The 18273-nt window shown below is 64.6% G+C and carries 13 protein-coding genes; 5 read left to right on the forward strand and 8 right to left on the reverse strand.

Annotation, left to right across the window (positions count from 1 at the left end):
• Positions 1-17 precede the first annotated feature (17 nt).
• Positions 18-1232 carry a sugar MFS transporter gene (locus tag KBA48_RS04565; protein ID WP_292903816.1) on the reverse strand — a complete coding sequence of 405 codons (1215 nt, stop codon included), beginning with the start codon at positions 1230-1232 and terminating at the stop codon, positions 18-20.
• Between the two features lie 313 nt (positions 1233-1545).
• Between KBA48_RS04565 and KBA48_RS04570 the strand changes: the two genes are divergently transcribed.
• The 3 genes from KBA48_RS04570 (at position 1546) to KBA48_RS04580 (ending at position 6892) form a co-directional block, all read left to right on the forward strand.
• Complete coding sequence (locus KBA48_RS04570; RefSeq protein ID WP_292903817.1) at positions 1546-2898, forward strand: MFS transporter; 1353 nt, start codon at positions 1546-1548, stop codon at positions 2896-2898.
• 317 nt (positions 2899-3215) lie between these two features.
• The gene (locus KBA48_RS04575) at positions 3216-4331 is read left to right on the forward strand and encodes a hypothetical protein (protein WP_292903818.1); all 1116 of its coding nucleotides are present in this window, start codon (positions 3216-3218) and stop codon (positions 4329-4331) included.
• A 176-nt stretch (positions 4332-4507) separates the two neighbouring features.
• Positions 4508-6892: a glucan 1,4-alpha-glucosidase gene (locus KBA48_RS04580; protein WP_292903819.1), complete on the forward strand. Its 2385-nt coding sequence runs from the start codon at positions 4508-4510 to the stop codon at positions 6890-6892.
• Between the two features lie 174 nt (positions 6893-7066).
• Here KBA48_RS04580 and KBA48_RS04585 read toward each other — a convergent pair whose 3' ends face one another.
• The gene (locus KBA48_RS04585) at positions 7067-8143 is read right to left on the reverse strand and encodes a HupE/UreJ family protein (RefSeq protein ID WP_292903820.1); all 1077 of its coding nucleotides are present in this window, start codon (positions 8141-8143) and stop codon (positions 7067-7069) included.
• A 134-nt stretch (positions 8144-8277) separates the two neighbouring features.
• Here KBA48_RS04585 and KBA48_RS04590 point away from each other — a divergent pair, with 134 nt between their 5' ends.
• Positions 8278-9399: a GGDEF domain-containing protein gene (locus KBA48_RS04590; RefSeq protein ID WP_292903821.1), complete on the forward strand. Its 1122-nt coding sequence runs from the start codon at positions 8278-8280 to the stop codon at positions 9397-9399.
• A 79-nt stretch (positions 9400-9478) separates the two neighbouring features.
• Here the strand turns inward: KBA48_RS04590 and KBA48_RS04595 are convergent, their stop codons facing one another.
• The 4 genes from KBA48_RS04595 to KBA48_RS04610 are packed head-to-tail and all read right to left on the reverse strand — an operon-like array spanning position 9479 to position 12777.
• Complete coding sequence (locus tag KBA48_RS04595) at positions 9479-10843, reverse strand: CAP domain-containing protein (RefSeq protein ID WP_292903822.1); 1365 nt, start codon at positions 10841-10843, stop codon at positions 9479-9481.
• A gap of 5 nt (positions 10844-10848) precedes the next feature.
• On the reverse strand, positions 10849-12012 hold the full coding sequence (locus KBA48_RS04600) for a hypothetical protein (protein ID WP_292903823.1): 1164 nt from the start codon (positions 12010-12012) through the stop codon (positions 10849-10851).
• Positions 12009-12380 carry a helix-turn-helix transcriptional regulator gene (locus KBA48_RS04605; RefSeq protein ID WP_292903824.1) on the reverse strand — a complete coding sequence of 124 codons (372 nt, stop codon included), beginning with the start codon at positions 12378-12380 and terminating at the stop codon, positions 12009-12011. Before KBA48_RS04605 ends, KBA48_RS04600 begins: the two co-directional genes overlap by 4 nt.
• A 40-nt stretch (positions 12381-12420) precedes the next feature.
• Positions 12421-12777 (reverse strand): helix-turn-helix transcriptional regulator, encoded by a 357-nt coding sequence (locus KBA48_RS04610; protein ID WP_292903825.1) that lies wholly within the window; start codon positions 12775-12777, stop codon positions 12421-12423.
• Positions 12778-13078: 301 nt separating this feature from the next.
• Between KBA48_RS04610 and KBA48_RS04615 the strand changes: the two genes are divergently transcribed.
• Complete coding sequence (locus tag KBA48_RS04615) at positions 13079-14374, forward strand: hypothetical protein (protein WP_292903826.1); 1296 nt, start codon at positions 13079-13081, stop codon at positions 14372-14374.
• 452 nt (positions 14375-14826) lie between these two features.
• On the opposite strand, the gene KBA48_RS04620 is transcribed toward KBA48_RS04615, so the two are convergent.
• On the reverse strand, positions 14827-16080 hold the full coding sequence (locus tag KBA48_RS04620; protein WP_292903827.1) for an MFS transporter: 1254 nt from the start codon (positions 16078-16080) through the stop codon (positions 14827-14829).
• A 122-nt stretch (positions 16081-16202) separates the two neighbouring features.
• Positions 16203-18173: a glycoside hydrolase family 97 protein gene (locus KBA48_RS04625; RefSeq protein WP_292903828.1), complete on the reverse strand. Its 1971-nt coding sequence runs from the start codon at positions 18171-18173 to the stop codon at positions 16203-16205.
• Positions 18174-18273 lie beyond the last annotated feature (100 nt).

Consider the following 18273-nt stretch of genomic DNA (forward strand, 5'->3'; position numbering starts at 1 on the left):
AAAACGGCCCCGACCCGTCAGCGGATGCGGCCGTAGCCGTTTTCCAGCGAACCGTTGGTGCATTTCAGGCCGAAAGCCACGATCACCAGATAGCAGACCACCGGCACGATCATCGAGATATGCAGGTTGGTGGCATCGGCGAACAGGCCTGTCAGCACCGGCACCACGGCCCCACCGACGATGGACAGGCAGAGCAGGCCCGACGCGGCCGGCGTCTGGTCATCCATGTCCTTCACCGAGAGCGAGAAGATGGTGGGGAACATGATGGAGTTGAACAGACCGATGGCGATGGCACTGTAGGCCGACAGCGGGCCGGTGGTGAAACCGGAGATGGCAGCCAGCACGGTGGTCATGATGGCGCAGAAGGCCAGCACACGGGACGGCGCGATCTTCGACATGGCGGCAGAGCCGATGAAGCGGCCGACCATGGCCCCGCCCCAATAGAAGGCCAGATACTTGGTCGCCTGTTCTTCGGTCAGGCCCAGCGTGCTTTCCAGGCCCAGATAGTTGATCATCAGCGAGCCAATGGCCACTTCCGCACCGACATAGACAAAAATGCACAGCGCGCCGAAGGCCAGACGCGGATTTTCCGTCAGCGACGGCATGTGCCAATGGGCCGTTTCCCGGCGCACCACCTTTTCCTTGCCGCGCAGCGTCCAGAACAGGGCGGCCACGGCGAACATCATGCCGGCCAGCACGATGCAGGGCGTTTCCAGAACGCGCAACATGGTGGTGGCAGAGCCTTCGCCGGCGGGCACAACCTCTGTCACCGCGTCGAAGATGATGGCGCCGGCCAGCAGCGGGCCGATGAAGGTGGCGACCGAATTGAAGGCCTGCGCCAGGGTCAGGCGCTGCGGTGCAGTTTCCGGCGAGCCCAGGCCCGAGGTAAGCGGGTTCATCACCACCTGGATCATCGTCACGCCGGTGGCGATGATGAACAGGGCCAGCAGAAACACCCAATATTGCGCAATCTCGATCGCGGGCACGAACAGCAGGATGCCCAGACCGACGGTGACGAAGCCGACAATGGCGCCGCGCAGATAGCCCAGACGGTCAAGCACGCGGCTGGCCGGCAGGGAGATCAGGAAATAAGCCAGGAAGTAGCAGAACTGCGTCAGCATCGCCTCGGCATAGCCCAGGCTGAAGGCCGCCTTGAACTTCGCCACCAGCGGGTCGACCAGAACGGTCACAAAACCCACGACGAAGAACAGCATGAAGGTGAAAGGCAGCATCGAACGGGCCACCGGGAACGTGCTGTCCCCCCCGGATGCGGCAATAGGACCGGACTGCGCCAAGGCGACCTCCCCATATTTTGCTTTGTCCCGACATGTCGCAGAAATTGACAACGCTGTCGACACCAAATTGTACGAACGGTTCCTTTTCTGCCGATTCCCGTAACGATGCAACAGGAAAACGGGTATGTTCGGGTAATTTCGTAAACGGTCTTGGCAGAGGCGCTTCAACCATGTTCAGTGATGGGCAACAAGAAGCGCCGGGGACAGGTGGAAACCACCGCTACCGGGGCGTCCCTGGGAGGACAAGCCATTGGAGCGCAAGGCAGGCACGTTGAGCCTTGGCCGGAAGTTCGGCTATGGGCTGGGGGATTTCGGTCTGAACCTGCACTGGCAGGGCATGGGCCTGTTCCTGACTTTTTTCCAGACGGAGATCATGGGCCTGTCGCCCCTGTGGGCCGGGCTGACCTTCTTCATCGCGGCCCTGTGGGACGGGATCACCGACCCGATCATGGGTGTGATCGCCGACCGCACGCGCGGCCGCTGGGGCAGCCACCGGCCCTATCTTCTGTTCGGGGCGGTGCCGCTGGCGGCCAGCTTGGCGCTGGCCTTCACGGCGCCGGGACTGACCGGCATGGCGGCGGTCATGTATGGCCTGGCCACGCATATGCTGCTGCGCACCACCTATACGGTGGTGGCCATCCCTTATTCCAGCCTGTCCGCCCGCATGACCAGTGACGCGGACGAGCGCACGTCCCTGACCGGGTGGCGCATGCAGTTCGCCTTTCTGGGCGGGGCGGCCGTGTCCTGGATGATGCCGGTCCTGGCCAAGGAATTCGCCGATGTGGACGGGGCCCAGGGCTATGCTATCGCGGCCAGCATCATCGGGGCGATTTCCGCCTTGGCCTTTGTCCTCTGTTTCCTGATCGTGCGCGAACAGCCCGTGGCGGAAAGCCGCCTGCCGCCGACAGGGGGAATGTGGCCGGAGCTGAAAGGGTTCATGCGGCTGGTGCGGCGGGGCGGACCGACGGTGCAGCTTTATCTCTGCATCCTGGTTTCCCAGATCATGGTACCGCTGCAGGCCCGCAACTATCTGTATTTCTTCAAATATGGCCTGGGCGACATGAGCCGGGCCGATCGGGCCATGGCCCTGTTCGGGATCATCAATGTCGTGTGCGTGCCGCTCTGGGTCTGGCTGATCCGGCGGACGGAGAAACGTACCGGCTTCATGGTGGGCGGCACGCTGTTCGCGCTGGGCAGTGCCGGATTCGCGCTGATGCCGGACTGGACCTACTGGACCGGGTTCCTGCCGCTGGCGGTGGCCTGTGCCGGGCACACGGCCTATGCCGTCTGCATCTGGGCCATGCTGCCCGACAGCGTGGACTGGAGCGAATGGCGGTTCCGGCGGCGTGACGAGGGCAAGATTTTCGGGTTGGCCGCCTTTCTGCAAAAGGCGGCGCTGGGCGTTTCCGGCCTGCTGATGGCCGCGATTTTCCACGGTTTCGATGTGACCAAGGGCCAGGGGGAGGCGTCGGAGGCGGGCCTGCGCGTCGTCATGGGCGTGATCCCGCTGGCCGGCATCCTGGCCGCCATGTTCATCATGCGCGATTACCGCCTGGATTTCCGGCGCCATGCACGCATCGTGGAACGCCTGGGTAACCGGTGACATTGTTAGCGTTGTCAGGGATTTCAGCCAGTAGGCGGACATTTATGACAAATGGACGGTCAGGGCCGGCTGCGGGTCCGGTGCCAAAGGTTGTATTGTCGTCACGTATTCATGTTATGGCGCCGCTCAGGTCGAACCGATGGCGCGCCCGGTTGGCGAAGGTCTGACAGTCATGCCGTCAAGTCTCTCTGGCGAGGGGACCAACCTGTGCCAATGGCCGCCGGTTGATAGCGCTCACATTTTTCGTTGATCCCCCTCCCAAGGAACGCTTTACTGTCCGCACCAAAGAACCCGGTGAACGGGTAAAGGGAGGAAACATGGTCAGGAAAGGGTGGGTCCTGTCGGCGGTGGCGTTTGCCCTGCTGGCGGGCGGTGGAATTGCTTTGCCTGTGATGGTGAAGGCGGACGAGGCGGCGCTGGCTGCCTTGCAGGCGCAACTGCCCGGCAAATTGATGAATGATCCGACGGTGCTGGACTGGACCGTCTATGGCCAGGGGCAGAAAAACAAGCGGGTGAAGACACCGGGCATCGGCGGCGGGGTCGCCCTGCAGGTGACCTCGCCATCGGCATCGGACGCGGCGCACAGCATCGGCGTGAATGTGCCGCTGACGGCGGGGTTCACGCCGGGCCAGGCCATCACGGTGGTGTTCTGGGCGCGCACGGTGTCGGCCGACACGCCCGATGGCATGGGCAGGCTGGGCGTGCGGTTGCAGTTGAACGAGGCGCCGTATAGCGGCTTCGGGGACAGTATGCTGTCCATCGGCGGCGACTGGAAAATGTATGAGGTGAAGAGCCAGGCCAGTATCAATGTGGATGCTGCCAAGGCCGTGCTGGGCTTTCAGGTGGCCGCCGCCAAACAGGTGGTGGAGATCGGACAGATCTTCGTGCTGGACATGGGCATGAAGGCGGTCGCGACCCCGGCGGGCGGCGGGGTCGCAGCCATCCGCATGCCGGTACCGGAAGGGCTGCCGGGTGCGCTGCTGAACGATCCGGCCAGTATTGACTGGCCCGTCTATGGTACCGGCCAGACCAATGCCAAGGTGCAGACCCCCGATGTCGGCGGTGGCTATGCCATGCGGGTCAGCAGCCCGGCGGCCGATGAGAAGCCGTTCACTATCGGGGTCAGCGTGCCCCTGGCGACGGCCATCGCGCCCGACCGCGACATCACGGTAGCCTTCTGGGCCCGCTCCCTGTCGGCGGAAACGCCGGACGGCATGGGGCGCATCGGCCTCAGAATTCAGGAGAATGCGGCCCCCTATGCGGGTTTTGGCGACAAGATGTTGTCGGTTGGGCCGGATTGGAAACTGCATCAGGCGAAGATGCGATCCAGCATGGCCCTTGATCCCGGCAAGGGTGTTCTAGGCTTCCAGCTTGCCGGTGCCAAACAGGTGGTGGAGATCGGTCAGGTCTATGTGCTGGACATGACGAAGTAGGATGATCGCCGCCTCCCCCGGCAGGCGCAAGGGGAGGCGGCGCATACGTATTTCGTGCCGCTTCGCAACGCACAACATACGTATTCAGCCGGTAAAACCGGCGTTGATACCCGATCTATTCTCCTCAAGCGCCACGGCCATGAAGCCGGGTGAAATCGGTTGGATTGGGGAGTGACATGACCAGGACCTTGCGCGCCGCCGCCGCTGGCACCCTTGCCGCCCTGTTGATGAGTGGGACGGCCCTGGCCGCGACCGCACCGGGTGCGCCGGGGGCCACGCCCACCTTCTCCTATGCCGGCAAGCAGGGGATCGGCACCTCGTACGAGGCCTATGTCAAGGGCCGCTACCAGGATGGCGGCGTGACCGGTCCGGTGTCCAAGGTCTGGTTCTCCCTGGCCCATGGCGTCATTACCGAGACGATGCAGGGCATGATCCATGAGGCGCAGCTTCGGGAGCTGCAATTCGCGGTGAAGGGCGACGGGTTCGTCCATACCGAATATGACGACATGGAAACCCATGTCGATTACCTGCACAAGGATGCGGCCGGGCGGCCCTTGTCGCTGGCCTACCGGATCGTCAACCGCGACCGGCAGGGGCGGTATGAGATCGAAAAGCATGTCTTCACCGATCCCGACCGCGACACGCTGTTCGTGCGGACCATCTTCCGCGCGCTGAAGGCGGGCATCACGCCTTTCCTGCTGGCCGATCCGCAGATGGCGGGCACGGGCAGCAATGACAAGGCGGACACGGCCGGCGGCACGCTGAACGCCGTGGAGGGCACGCACAGTCTGGTCATCAAGGCGGACAAGCCGTTTGTGAAGGCCAGCGTCGGGTTTGCCGGCACGTCCGACGGGTTGAGCCAGCTTCGCAAGGACGGCGCCCTGACCGTTTACGACACGACGGGGGCCAAGGAAGGCAATGTCGCGCTGGCGGGTGAGCTGCCGGCGCTGTCCGCCGGGCAGGAGGCCACCTATGATGTGGCCGTAGCCTTTGGGGCCGACCGTGCCGCCGCCACCGCCGTGGCCGATGCCAGCCTGAAGCAAGGTTATGCCGCCACGCTGGCCGCGTTCAATGGCCAGGGCGATGCCGTGGGCTGGGAGGATTATATCAATGGCCTGGCCCCGCTGAAGGATCTGGCCGCCATGGCGACGGATGGCGGCGGCCTGGCCTTCGTCTCGGCCCTGGTGCTGAAGGCGCAGGAGGACAAGACCTATGCCGGCGCCTTGATCGCGTCCCTGTCGGCACCGTGGGGCGAGACGGTGTCCACCGAAAAGCTGGCCACCGGGTACAAGGCCGTCTGGCCGCGCGATTTCTATCAATGCGCCATGGCGCTGCTGGCGCTGGGCGACAAGGATACGCCGCTGGCCGCCTTCAACTATCTGAAGACGGTGCAGGTATCGGCCCAGACCAGGGGCAACAAGGGCGCCAATGGCTGGTTCCTGCAAAAGACCCATGTCGATGGCACCATCGAATGGGTGGGCGTGCAGCTTGACCAGACGGCCATGCCCATCATGCTGGGCTGGAAGCTGTGGCAGGCCGGCATCGTGGATGAGGCCGCGCTGAAAGCCATGTATCCAGCCCTGCTGAAGCCGGCGGCGGACTTCCTGGTCAAGGGCGGCACGATCGGGCTGGACTGGAACAAGGCCAGCATCAAGCCCCCCTACAGCCAGCAGGAACGCTGGGAAGAACAGGAAGGCCATTCGCCTTCCACCACCGCCGCCATCGTGGCGGGGTTGATCAGTGCGGCGGAAATCGCCGACAGGCTGGGCCAGGGGGACGACGCCAGGACCTATCGTGCAACCGCCGATGCCATCAATGGCGCCATCGAGGCGCGGATGTTCACGACCCAGGGCACCTATGGCAATGGCCGCTACTTCCTGCGCGTCAACCAGAACGACAATCCCAATGACAAGGGCCCCGTCAATGCCGCCAACGGGCAGCAGGGCCTGACGGAGAATGTCTATCTGGATGGCGGGTTCCTGGAACTGGTGCGTTACGGAGTGCGCGGCGCCAATGCCGACAGCATTGTCGACAGTCTCGGAGAACTGGACGACATGTCCATCCCCGACCATTTCCGCGTGAAATACGTGTTCACGTTCTCAGGCGATCCCGGCACCTATCCCGGCTGGCGCCGTTATGGCAATGACGGCTATGGCGAGGATATCCGCAACGGGGCCAATTACGGTACCGGCGAGCTGAAAGGCGGCATGGGTCCGGGCCAGCGCGGGCGCGTCTGGCCCATCTTCACCGGGGAGCGCGGTCATTATGAACTGGCGCGCGCCAGTGCCAAGCCGGGCGGTGCGACGGCGGCGGACCTGGACGCCATCCGCATGACCTATGTCCGCGGCATGGAGAAGTTCGCCAATGAGGGAATGATGATCCCCGAACAGGTATGGGATGGGGTGGGCGTAATGCCCAAGGGCTACGCATTGGGGGAGGGCACCAACAGCGCCACGCCCCTGGCCTGGAGCCACGCCGAATATGTGAAACTGCTGCGGTCGGTGCGCGACCGGCAGGTGTGGGACCTGTATGCACCGGTGGTGGCGCGATACGGGAAGTGATGGTTTGTGTGGTGGGTGATGGGCCTTATCCCAGCGGCACGAAATCATGACCGATGGTCAAGCTTTCGTTCGCCTCAATCGCCGGTGGGCGCATCCGCGCCCTTGGCGACGCGGCATGGGCCGCGTGGTGGCAGTCGCCGCCGTACCATCGGTCAAGAATTTTGACCCATGGCATTATCCCATCACCCGTTCCACGGTCCAGTAGAGCCCGACCAGGGCGATGGCGGCCGAGGCGGGGGTGATCAGGCGGGCATGATACCAGGGCCGGTCCTTGAACCAGCGCAGGACAAGGAAATAGGCCAGCGCGATCACCGCCAGTTGCCCCAACTCGATCCCCGCATTGAAGGCGATCAGGGCGACGGCGCGGTCATTGGCCGGCAGGCCCAGATCGGCCAGGACACCGGCGAAGCCCAGGCCGTGCAGCAGGCCGAAACCGAAGACCAGCACCGGTCGCCAGGGTGTCAGCCGTCTGGCAAAGATATTCTCGACCGCCACATAGGCGATGGACAGTGCGATCAGCGGTTCCACGACGCGGGACGGCAGGTCGATCACCCCGTACAGTGCCAGGGCAAGCGTCAGGCAATGGGCCACCGTGAAGGCGGTCACCTGCACCAGCAGGGGATGCAGGCGTGTGGTCAGCAGCAGCAGACCCAGCACGAACAGTACATGGTCCGGCCCATCCGGCAGGATATGGATGAACCCCAGATAGAGATACTGGCCCGTCACCTGCAACAGACCGGGGGGCGGGGCGGCGTGCAGCGGCAGGGGGCCGGCTTCGGACCCACCCTCCACCCAATGGGTCCGCCCGGCCAGCAGCAGCGGGTTCTGCCCCTCCAGAAGGTCGAAACGCCAGGTCATGCTGGTGGCTCCAGCCAGCAGGGGGCCTTCCGCGCGCAGCACCAGATAGGCCGGCTGTGACTGGTCGGCCGGCATCTGAAGCTGTTCCACCGTCAGGGTGGCGGGAACGGGCATGCCATCGATGGTGATGCGAAGATGGTCGGGCAGGGCGGGGGCCATGGCCGCCAGCCGTTCGGCCGCTTCTTCCGGGGTCATGTCGCGGCTGGGCACCCGTCCGGCCGCCCGTTCCAGCCGATTGATCAGCGGCGTGGGGGCGGTCACGATGCGGGCCACCCAGATGCCGTCCCCCGGTTCCACCACGATCTGGCTGTCCCCGATTTCATGTGCCGGGGCGGATAGGACCGGCACCAGCAAGAATAGCAGGAGCAGAAGGCGGTAAAGCGGGGATGTCATGATGGCTCCGGTCTCAGGACAGGATGGCTGTTGCTATAGCCGATCATCCCTGCCCTGTCGCCGGGCATCGCCGAAGGCTTGACCCGGAAGATGAAACAGTGTGACTGGGAAGAGGTGGACAGCGGGAGCGGGCGATGGCGGCGCCGGACATTGCGACCTTGCGCATGGGGCTGGGATTTGCCGGGCTATTGTCGCTTGCGGTGACCGTGGCGCTGTGGTGGTCCCCCTCGCGGGTGTCGGGGACGGGGCAATGGTTGCTGGCGGCCCTGCTGTCAACGCTGGCCTATCTGCTGCCCCCGGCCGTCCAGTGGCGCAGCCCCGACCTGGGCATTGCCGTGAATTGCGGCCTGACCCTGTCGGCCATGCTGTTCATGCTGGACGGTGCCCTGGCATTGCGTGGGTTTGGTCACGCGGCGCGGCGCCGCATGCCGGTCATCATGGGGTGCCTGGCGGCGCTGGCCCTGATGCTGGTGTCGGCGGGGTTGCCCTGGCTGCGGGTGGTGCTTCATGACGGGCTGGCCTGCCTGTTGCTGGGTGCCACGGCGCTGGTCCTGCTCTGGCGGGCGCCGCGCTGGTCCCGGCTGCCGGCGGGCGGCATGGCGCTGCTCTCCCTGGTCCTGGGCCTGATGTTCCTTTGGCGCGGCATGGGCTTGCTGGCTGCCGGCCTGGAGCTGGGCGGGGCGGATACGCGCACGCCCCCCTGGCTGCTGGCCGCCAACCTGGCCTGGGCCCTGGGCTGGGCGGCGCTGCTGCCGGCGCTGGTCGCGGCGGCAGCGGGCGACTATCTGCGCCAGCAGGCCGAACGGGACATCCTGACCGGATTGGCCAGCCGCAGCGCCTTCCTCAGCCAGGCCCGCCTTGTGCCGGAACGGCGGGACGGGCTGCTGCTGCTGGGGCTTGAAGGGTTGCGCACCGTGAACGGCAGCCTGGGCCATGAGACGGGCGACCGTATGCTGGCCGCCTTTGCCACCCGCCTGCGCGAGGCGGTGGGGGAGGGAACGTTGACGGGGCGCCTGACCGGTGGGCAGTTCGCGCTGCTGCTGCCCGGTCTGCAAGGGCGGGCGGAATTGATGGCGGCGGCGGACCGTCTGCGTTCCGCCCTGTCGGTGCCGCTGATCATCGGCGATCTGGTCCATGCCCCGGAATTCACCCTGGGCACGGCCCTGGCCCCCGATGATGGCAAAAGTGTCGAACGCCTGCTCGAAGCGGCCGAACGCGCCATGTTCCGCGTGCGGGCGGCACAGGAGGCGGGATAGGCCCCCCGAGCGGCATATTCCCTGCAACGGTCCGCCCAAAGATCAATCTTCAGGCGGACTCTGTTGCCAGCCGATGCTGTCAGCCGATGATGATATCGGTGTCGAAGGGCACCCGGCCCTCGATCTGGCCGACCAGCCGGTAATGGCTGAGGCCGCTGTCGAACACACCCGCGGCCACGGCGGCGGCCACGTCCGGATTGTGCGACAGGTAATAGCTTTCGCTGAACTGCTCAGTCGCCAGACGGCCTTCATAGCGGCCGAAGCTGAGATAATGGTCGATGGCGGATGCCACCTGGCCCGTCTGGATGGCGGCGGCCACGTCGGGATTCAGTTCCAGATAGTCGATGCTGTTGAAATAGGCGTTGGGGTTGCGCCCCTCGAACTGCCCAAACAGCAGGTAATGTTCGAACGCGCTGCGCACCGTGCCCGCCTGGATCGCCGCCGCGATGTCGGGATTGTGCGCCAGATAGTAGCTGCTGTCGAAGAAGGAGGCCGGATCACGCCCTTCCTTCGCGCCAAAGGACCAGAAATGTTCCTCCAGCGAGGAAATGGCGCCACCGGTCACGGCGGCGGCCACATCCACATTGACCTTGCCATAATAATCGTCGTCGAACCGCACATGCGTGGCTTCCGCCCCCCAGTTGCTGCTGTCGATGATCCGGTCAGCGAACTGCACATATTCGACATTGACGATGCTGATCTGCCCCTCGGCGCCGGTGATGACGGCCCAGGTCCTGCCATCCTCCGCCGTGAGGGGTGCGATTGTATAGCTGGCCGCCGCCCCCGACAGGGTGATGCGGTCAAGACCGGTGCCACCATCGACGCTGTCACCATTGGTCAGGCTGGAGATCACGTCATTGCCACCGCTGGCCGCGATGCTGTCGGCCCAGGCGGTGGAACGAATATTGTCGGCGCCGACGGTACCGACGATGGGCACAACGGCGATGGTCGCGGCGCTTTCGGCATAGCTGCCGAAGGTCGCATAGATCATGCTGCCGGATATGCCGATGCCGATGGCATCCCAACTGGTGGAAAGCAGGTTGCTGGCGGTACCTGGCTTGTCCAGCCAGGTGCTGAGAATGTCGCCATCGGCATTGCCCGCCAGAACGCCTTCGGCATTTTCCCCGATGCTGCGCGGCAGCGTCAGGTTCAAGGCGCTGGCCATGGCCAGCACGCCGCTGGTGTAGCTTTGCCCATCACTCCAATGATGCAGAGACGGGACGGCACGGACCGCCACACCTGCCTGCGACCAAGCCGCATACCCGACATTGCCGTCGAAATCGGCGGCATGCTGCCCGGCCATGACCGACAGGTCGAGCGAGGGTTTCAGCGGTGTCAGGCCTTTGGCCAGGCGCAGGTCGTTGATCGCGTGGTAAAGCTCCAGCTCCGTGATCGACAGGCTGTTGCTTCCTGTAAGCAGGGTTTCAAGGGCTGCCAAACTCATTTCACTCAACCTCCGCCAACCAGCGAGTGCCCAGGCGCCGACAGATGAATTTCCATCGTCGCCTGACCGATCACCGTCAACTGTTGTCCGCCATTGGCAACCAAAGCCCCCAAATCCGTGATAAGGGCGCTGCTCGTGCCCTTGTCGTCGGATTGTTCGATCACCAGACTGTCATGCCCCTTTTCGAAGTCCCCCACCTTGCTGGTTACCTCCTTCTCATCCTTGCCCAGGATGATGATGAAGGTGTCCGCCTTTTCTGCCGTCCCTGCGAAATAGGCCTTTTCATTGAAGGCCACCTGCACATGGTCGCCGCCCGCCGCCACGAATGACAGGGCGACGCCCGACGATTCCTGCCGGTCGGAGACGGCCACCAGGGCCATCATCTTGCCGGTATCCAGGACATCCTCCGCCTGCACCGTCACGACCTGGACGTCTTTGACCGGTGCCTGCACGTTCTGCACCGTGACGGTCACGGCCGCGGCGCTGTCATCATGAAGATCGTGGTCGGCGGTCTTTTCCGCCTTTATCGCCAGGGGCTGCCGATCGCCCGCGTCATCCGCCGATGCGGCCGTCGTCTCCTGCCGGTGCGCGGTGGGCAAGGTCGCCTCGACCGCTGGCAAATCCAGCACAGCCTTGTTACCATCATTCGAGTGGTCGCCAGCGTCTGGCGCGCCGGTCGGGGGCAGGGGCGATGCCGCCGCCTCGTGCGTGACGGCGTTGGCGATCACGTCGGCCGTCAACACGGCGACCACGGCACTGACGATGCGCAGGAAGGCATGCGTCCCGTCACGGTCGTCATCGCCATCGGCAGCGGCGTCATGATGGCCGATCCCGGCCTCCAGGCCGGTCAGCCCGCCAATATCAAGCTGTGACAGCGCATCCCGCAGCGTGTCGCCCGACCACGCCTCCCCATCCAGCACATGCACAATGAAGAACCCGTCGATCCGGGCGATATGGACCAGGGCGTCGCCGGTCGTCGTATCCTCGATGGAGAACCAGGGGTCCCCTTCCTCCGACATGCCGGAGGCGGCTTCCACGCTCAGGCCGTTACGGGCGAAGATATCCAGGCAACGATAGACATCGGCGATGTCCTGATTGCTCCAGGCGCCATTGCCACCATTGGTCGATCCCCTGTCCGGGAAGCGGAAAATTTCGGCCGACGCGCTCATGCCGGCCTCCCTTCTTCTTGGTTCGGCCGCAGAGCGGCAAAGGCATCGGGTTCGAAAGCGGAAAGATAACCGGCGGCAAAGTCGGATGGTTCCATGCCGATCGCCAGGGCCCAGCCCGCCAGCACACCATCGGGAAGGCGGCCGCGACCGCTTTCGATGGCGCTGACCAGCGTGGGGCTGGGCAGGCCCACGGCATCGGCCAGCGTCCGCGTGGTGTAGCCACGGTCCACCCGCTGCTGCCGGATGATACGCCCCCAGGCCGCCCGGCGCTCACGCAGGGCGGTCATCCGTTCACGCAGGGCATTGTCGGTCGCCTCGGGACGGGCGGCCTTCAATTGCGCAATCTGGATGGAGACGATTTCGCCCATGGCGACGGCTCTGACCTGCTGACGATAAAATGAAACCTGTTCAGACCACGCGGAACTTCGGCGTCGACTTTTCCCCGGCATTGGCCTGGGGGGCCGAGCCGGCGTCGCCGAACAGGATGGAATGGGTAATCGGATCGTAGAACTGCATCAAGGTCCGCACGAACTCCGCCGGTTGCATCTGCAGCGCGTTCGCCCATGCCAGATAACTGTCCGGTGGGATGCGTCCGCGTCCCGCCTCGATCATCGACACCATCGTATAATATTCAAGGCCAACGGACTCGGCCAGCACACGCTGGGTCAGCCCGACCTCGGTCCGGCGGTTCTTCAGCCAAGCACCCGCCTGCCGGCGCAGTTCCTTGACCTCTTCACCGCCACCATGTTGAGGATGTGAGTACATCCGACACCCCATAAACGCTGTCTGGCCCAAACATAAGCGACTTTATAACAGATTACCACTTTTCTCTTACGCAGGCCGGGGCGGGGTGTCCTACGTCGGATTGCATACGATGAAATGCCAAAAAAATGGCCGAAATAGGGTGATGCCGAACGCCTCTGCCTGTGCCATGGGCGGGTCGTTTGGGCGACTCCGGCGACTCCATCCTGACGCGGCGGCCGGGGCGCGGCTTGACCCTGGCGGGCCGCTTCTCTAACGTTGCGCGGCGCAGCGATGCGCATTCCCAGGATGGATCAGGGCCAGCGTGGGCATGATGGACGCCTTCTACGACGCGCTGTTCGCGCTGAACCTTCTGTACAATTTTGCGCTGGAGCCGCTGTTCCTGCTGTTTTTCGCGCGCCTGCTGGGTGTCGCCTATCTCAATCCCTATTCCATCACGGTTTTTGCGCTGCTGCCGGTGCGCCTGCTGTGGCTGCTGGCAGGGCCGTCGGTGCATTTCACCGATGGGGTGCTGGACCAGACCTACCAATATCTGATCCTGCTGGAGAATCTGCATTTCACCCTGCGCACGGCGGTGGCGGGGCTGCTGGTCTTCTATCTCTCGCGCGACGATGTGCTGGGCCGCTTTGTCGACCGGTTCCATTTCCAGCCCCTGTCGGGGGAGCGGTTGCGGCTGTGTGCGCTGCTGTTCTTCGGGGTCTTCATCCTGGCTTTCGTGGTCACGGCCAGTTGGAGCTTCGGTCTGCTGAACTGGCTGATGAGCCCGCGCACGGGGTACCAGTTGCACCGGTCGGGGGCCGGGCCTTTCTATGCCATCGCGGTCTCGATGATCGCTGTGTCCTATATCCTGGCCCTGCTGGCGGCCAACAGCCAGAAGCGGATAATCGTCACCTGGCTGGTCTTCCTGCCCTTCGTCTTCCTGCTGGGGTCCAAGGGCTATCTGGTGCTCTACACCGTGACGGCCTTTGCCTTCATGCTGATCTATGGCTTCAAAATCCGCATTTCCACCGTCGCGGCGGCCGGTCTGGTCATGTCCACGGCGGTGCTGCTGAATTTCGGGTCGGCCGATCTGGTCGATATCTTCTTGTATTTCGACTATTATTCGAACAGCGCTTATTTCGTGCGGGCCTACCAGAACGGCCTGACGGACCTGTTCTATGGTGAGATTTCATCGACGGAGATCATCGGGGCCGTGCCCCGCGCCCTCTGGCCCGGAAAGCCCTTCGTCTATGGCGCGACGCTGCTGAACGAAATATTTTATCCCGGCATGGCGGCGGCCGGTCATACCCCGGCCTTTGGCGGCCCGATTCTGGCCTATGCCGATTTCGGCGTGGCGGGCGTGGTGCTGCACGGCCTGACCGACTGGTCCTATCTGGGCACGGTGATGATGGCCTTCATGCTGCTGACGCGCCTGCGCGACCGGGGCCCGGCCTTCGTGCGCACGCACCATTTCTACATCTTCCTGACCCTGATGATGCTGGCGCCGGGTTATCTGAACTTTTTCCAGTTTCCGCTGAACCTGGGCGTCATGCTTTTTGTCTCGGTCACCCTGACGGCCTGCGCCGTTTTTCCGCGGACACGCTTCATCCGTTTTGCCTGAAACCCGTTGCACGCGGAACGGTATCGCGACATATTTCTGTTGGACTCATCCCAGCGGCACGAAATCATGACCGATGGTCAAGCTTTCGTGCGCCTCAATCGCCGGCGGGCGCATCCGCGCCCTTGGCTACGCGGCATGGGCCGCGCGGCGGCAGTCGCCGCCGTACCATCGGTCAGGAATTTTGACCGATGGTATCAGTCGCAGCCCTGTGGGCAACCGGCGTGACGGGTCGTTCCAGCCAAAAAAAAGCCGGCTGCGGGTAGCAGCCGGCTAAGAGATGAAGGGAGCCTCATAAGGAGGTAAAGTCCCTGACAGTTGCCCTTATGCAACGGTCAAGTCACTTTCTTATAACCCAACAGGACGGGCTTTGAAAAGTGAAAAATGTGTCCGAATGGCTACACTAGCGAAAAATTCATAATTGGCCCTTGCGGCGGGCGCGATGCTGCACTGCATCAGGCGCTGGGGGGCGATCCGGGAAACCGGTCGACCTTGCGCAGGGCCGGGAACAGCACGCACCAGAGGGCCACGATGACCAACGTGCCCGCCCCGCCCACGATGACGGCCGGGCCGGCCCCCCACCAGGAGGCGGTGGCCCCGCTTTCGAACTCGCCCAACTGGTTGGAGGCACCGATGAACAGGCTGCTGACGGCGCTGACGCGGCCGCGCATGTCGTCGGGTGTTTCAAGCTGCACCAGCGACTGGCGGATGAAGACGCTGACCATGTCCACCGCCCCCATCACCACCAGCGCCGCACCTGCGACCAGGGCCGAACTGGTCATGCCGAAAATGATGGTGCCCACGCCGAAGGCCGCCACGCAGAGATAGAGCACGCGCCCTACCCGCCGCCGCACGGGCCACAAGGCCAGGCAAAGTCCCGTGACCAGCGCCCCGACGGAGGGCGCGGCCCGCAGCACGCCGGCCATGATGGGGCCGGCATCGAACTGGTCCTTGGCCAGCACGGGCAGCAGCGCCGTGGCCCCGCCCAGCAGCACCGCGAACAGGTCCAGCGAGATGGCGCCCAGCACGATGGGCTTTGACCAGATGAAGCGGAAGCCGGCGAACAGGGTTTCCAGGTTGACCTTCTTCACCGCCGCCGGCGTGGTACGCGGCGGCAGGCGGATCAGCGTGACCAGGATGAAGGCCACCACGAACAGCAGGGCGCAGATGGCGAAGACCCAATGGCCGATCACCCCGTACAAAAGGCCGCCCAGCGCCGGCCCCACGATGGAGGCCGCCTGCCAGGCCGAGGAGTTCAACGCCACGGCGCGCGGAAACAGCGCTGCCGGCACCAGATTGGGCACCAGGGAGGAGGCCGCCGGCATTTCGAAGGCGCGGGCGGTTCCCAGGATAGTGACGGCCACGAAGGCCGGCCACAGCGCCCTGGTATTATCATCCCAGAGCGCCAGCCAGAGCACCAGCATGGCCAGGATTTCCAGCCCCTGGCAGACATTGATCACGCGCCGCCGGTCGAACCGGTCGGCGACGTGACCCGTGATCAGGACCAGCAGGATCGAGGGCAGGAATTCTGCCAGCCCGATCAGGCCCAGCGCCATGGGGCTGCCGGAGACATCGTAGACACGCCAACCCGTGGCCACGATCTGCATCTGCAGCGCCAGGATCGCCGAGATTCGGGCGAACCAGTAAAGCCGGTAGGGGACAAAGGCGAAAGGGCTGGTCGGCTGGCCGACCGTGGTGGCTTCGGACATGGCACCAGGGCACGTAACGGGCAATGGCGAAACTATGCGCCGGGCAAATGGGGGGCGTTAAGGGCGGTTCCTGCAAGGCAGGGGCGCGCCGGGGTGGGAGAGGGCCGGATGGAAATGACGGGTCACGTGCCCGGCCGCAGGACCAGAACCGCCCCGCCGGCACCGGCCAGGGCCAGTTGTACATGGTCGGCGGCGGTCACCGTGCGGCTGCCGCGCGACAGGGCGGCGGGGCCGGGACCGTCGGACAGGATCTCGGCGGTGAAGCTTCCCCGGCCCAGGAAGGACAGGGGCAGGTCCAGGTCGCGCGCCTGTTCATTATTGATCACGCCGACATACCAGATGTCGCCTTTGCGCCGGGCCAGGGCGATGCTTTCCCCGACCTCCCCCGCCACGAACCGCACCTCGTCCCACACGGTGGGGACGGCGCGGATGAAATCCAGCCCGTCCTGGCCTTCATAGGCGTCGGGACTGTCCGACACGCAGGTGAACGGGCTGTCATAGACGACAAAGAGCGCCAGGCCATGCGCCCGCGTGGTCTGCACCTCCGGCAGGGTGAAACGTGCCTGGAACGTTTCCGGCGTTGCATGGCGGAAACCGCCCGGCGTGTAATCCATGGGCCCCAGCAACAGGCGCGTATAGGCCAGCATGACATTGTGGGACGGCGTGATGCGGCTGGACCATTTGTTGTACTCGGCCCCCAGCACCCCTTCCTGCGTCAGATAGTTGGGATAGGTGCGGATCAGGCCCGTCGGGTGATAGGCGCCGTGCAGATCCACCAGCAGCTTGTGCCGGGCCGCCGTGGACAGCAGGCGATGGTAGAAATCCACCATCCATTGATCGTCCCGGTCCATGAAATCGACCTTGATGCCCTTGATCCCCATGCGGGCGTAATGGGCCAGCACCTGCTCCATGCGCGGCTCCAGCACTTCCCAATGCATCCAGAGCCACAGGCCGATGCCCTTTTTCCGGCCATGGTCGATCATGGCCGGAAGGTCGAGACCGGGCGTGACGCGCATCAGGTCGGCCCCATCCTTCACGGTGCCCTCGCCACCGGAATTCAGGTACCAGCCATCATCGACCAGCATATAGTCCAGGCCCTGGCTGGCCGCCTGGTCGATGAAGGCGGTGACGGTGGCGTCGTTGGCCTGGACCTTGTTCTGCGCATCCGGCGCGCGCCAGCCGTTCCACCAGTCCCAGGAGGCCTTGCCCGGCTTGATCCAGCCTGTGTCGGCAAAGGCGGGGTCGGGGTTCAGGGTGGTGATCAGGTTGCTTTCATTCAGCGCGCCGGGATGGCGGGCCAGCATGAGCACGCGCCAGGGGCTGAACGCCCCGTCCGCCGGCAGGAGGCGGCGCACCGCGATGCCTGGCTGATCGGGGCGCGGCGACAAGACGCTTTCCACGCCCAGACTGCCATCACCGGGGCGGGTCAGATAGAGGCCGGCATAATCGCGCAGGTCCGCCTCCGTGATGGCAAAGGCGGGGCCGGTGGGCGAGGTGCGGCAGACCAGCGGGGCATCGTAGCGATGGCTGGGGCGGATGCGGCTGGCGGCGACCGGATCGAACTCCCCTTCATGGGAGCTGCGGAAATGGCCCAGATTGAGGCCCCAGCAGGCATAGTCGCCGGCGAAACGGAAGCGGGTGCGTTCCTGTCGGATCACAAGTTCCGCCATTCCTGCCTGTGCCGGCACGCGGTAGCGCAGGGCCACGCCATCATCATAGGCGCGGATGATTACGTCCAGCCGCCGGCCGGGCGCCGCTGTTTCCATCAGGCTGACGGTCACTTCGTTGAAATGGTCGCGGGCGGTGGAGACCTTGCCGGCCACAAGCCGATAAAGGCTGTCATGGCTGCGGGTCGCCGTGCCGGTGATGGTCAGCCCTTCCGCCAGGGCCTGCCGCTGTCCGGCCAGATCCAGCCCCAGAATCGACGGGGCGAGGATGGGCGTGCCGTCATAGGTGACGGCATAGGTAAGCCACCTTGCCGGGTCCTGATCGACATGCACGGCAACCTTGCCGTCCGGGGAGGTCAGGTCGAGCGCGGCGGCCGGCATGGCCAGCAGCAGCAAGGCCAGCGCCAGGGTGCGGAAGGGGGGCATGGTTTCCTCCTGCTATGTTTTTGGCCGGCTGCGGCGTCACCAACGGATGTCGTGCCGACTGAATTGTCTTACTAATCATTTATGCACTCTTGTTCCGGGT

Origin of the sequence: Niveispirillum sp. (genome assembly GCF_017996735.1) — a bacterium.
Classification (GTDB): Bacteria; Pseudomonadota; Alphaproteobacteria; order Azospirillales; family Azospirillaceae; genus Niveispirillum.

What these genes read in the sequence shown, in the direction of transcription:
- KBA48_RS04625 (WP_292903828.1), bottom strand. Translation starts at nt 18,173, where the DNA reads ATGCCCCCCTTCCGCACCCTGGCGCTGGCCTTGCTGCTGCTGGCCATG.
- KBA48_RS04585 (WP_292903820.1), bottom strand. Translation starts at nt 8,143, where the DNA reads ATGACATCCCCGCTTTACCGCCTTCTGCTCCTGCTATTCTTGCTGGTG.
- KBA48_RS04595 (WP_292903822.1), bottom strand. Translation starts at nt 10,843, where the DNA reads ATGAGTTTGGCAGCCCTTGAAACCCTGCTTACAGGAAGCAACAGCCTG.
- KBA48_RS04605 (WP_292903824.1), bottom strand. Translation starts at nt 12,380, where the DNA reads ATGGGCGAAATCGTCTCCATCCAGATTGCGCAATTGAAGGCCGCCCGT.
- KBA48_RS04610 (WP_292903825.1), bottom strand. Translation starts at nt 12,777, where the DNA reads ATGTACTCACATCCTCAACATGGTGGCGGTGAAGAGGTCAAGGAACTG.
- KBA48_RS04600 (WP_292903823.1), bottom strand. Translation starts at nt 12,012, where the DNA reads ATGAGCGCGTCGGCCGAAATTTTCCGCTTCCCGGACAGGGGATCGACC.
- KBA48_RS04620 (WP_292903827.1), bottom strand. Translation starts at nt 16,080, where the DNA reads ATGTCCGAAGCCACCACGGTCGGCCAGCCGACCAGCCCTTTCGCCTTT.
- KBA48_RS04575 (WP_292903818.1), top strand. Translation starts at nt 3,216, where the DNA reads ATGGTCAGGAAAGGGTGGGTCCTGTCGGCGGTGGCGTTTGCCCTGCTG.
- KBA48_RS04590 (WP_292903821.1), top strand. Translation starts at nt 8,278, where the DNA reads ATGGCGGCGCCGGACATTGCGACCTTGCGCATGGGGCTGGGATTTGCC.
- KBA48_RS04565 (WP_292903816.1), bottom strand. Translation starts at nt 1,232, where the DNA reads ATGCTGCCTTTCACCTTCATGCTGTTCTTCGTCGTGGGTTTTGTGACC.
- KBA48_RS04580 (WP_292903819.1), top strand. Translation starts at nt 4,508, where the DNA reads ATGACCAGGACCTTGCGCGCCGCCGCCGCTGGCACCCTTGCCGCCCTG.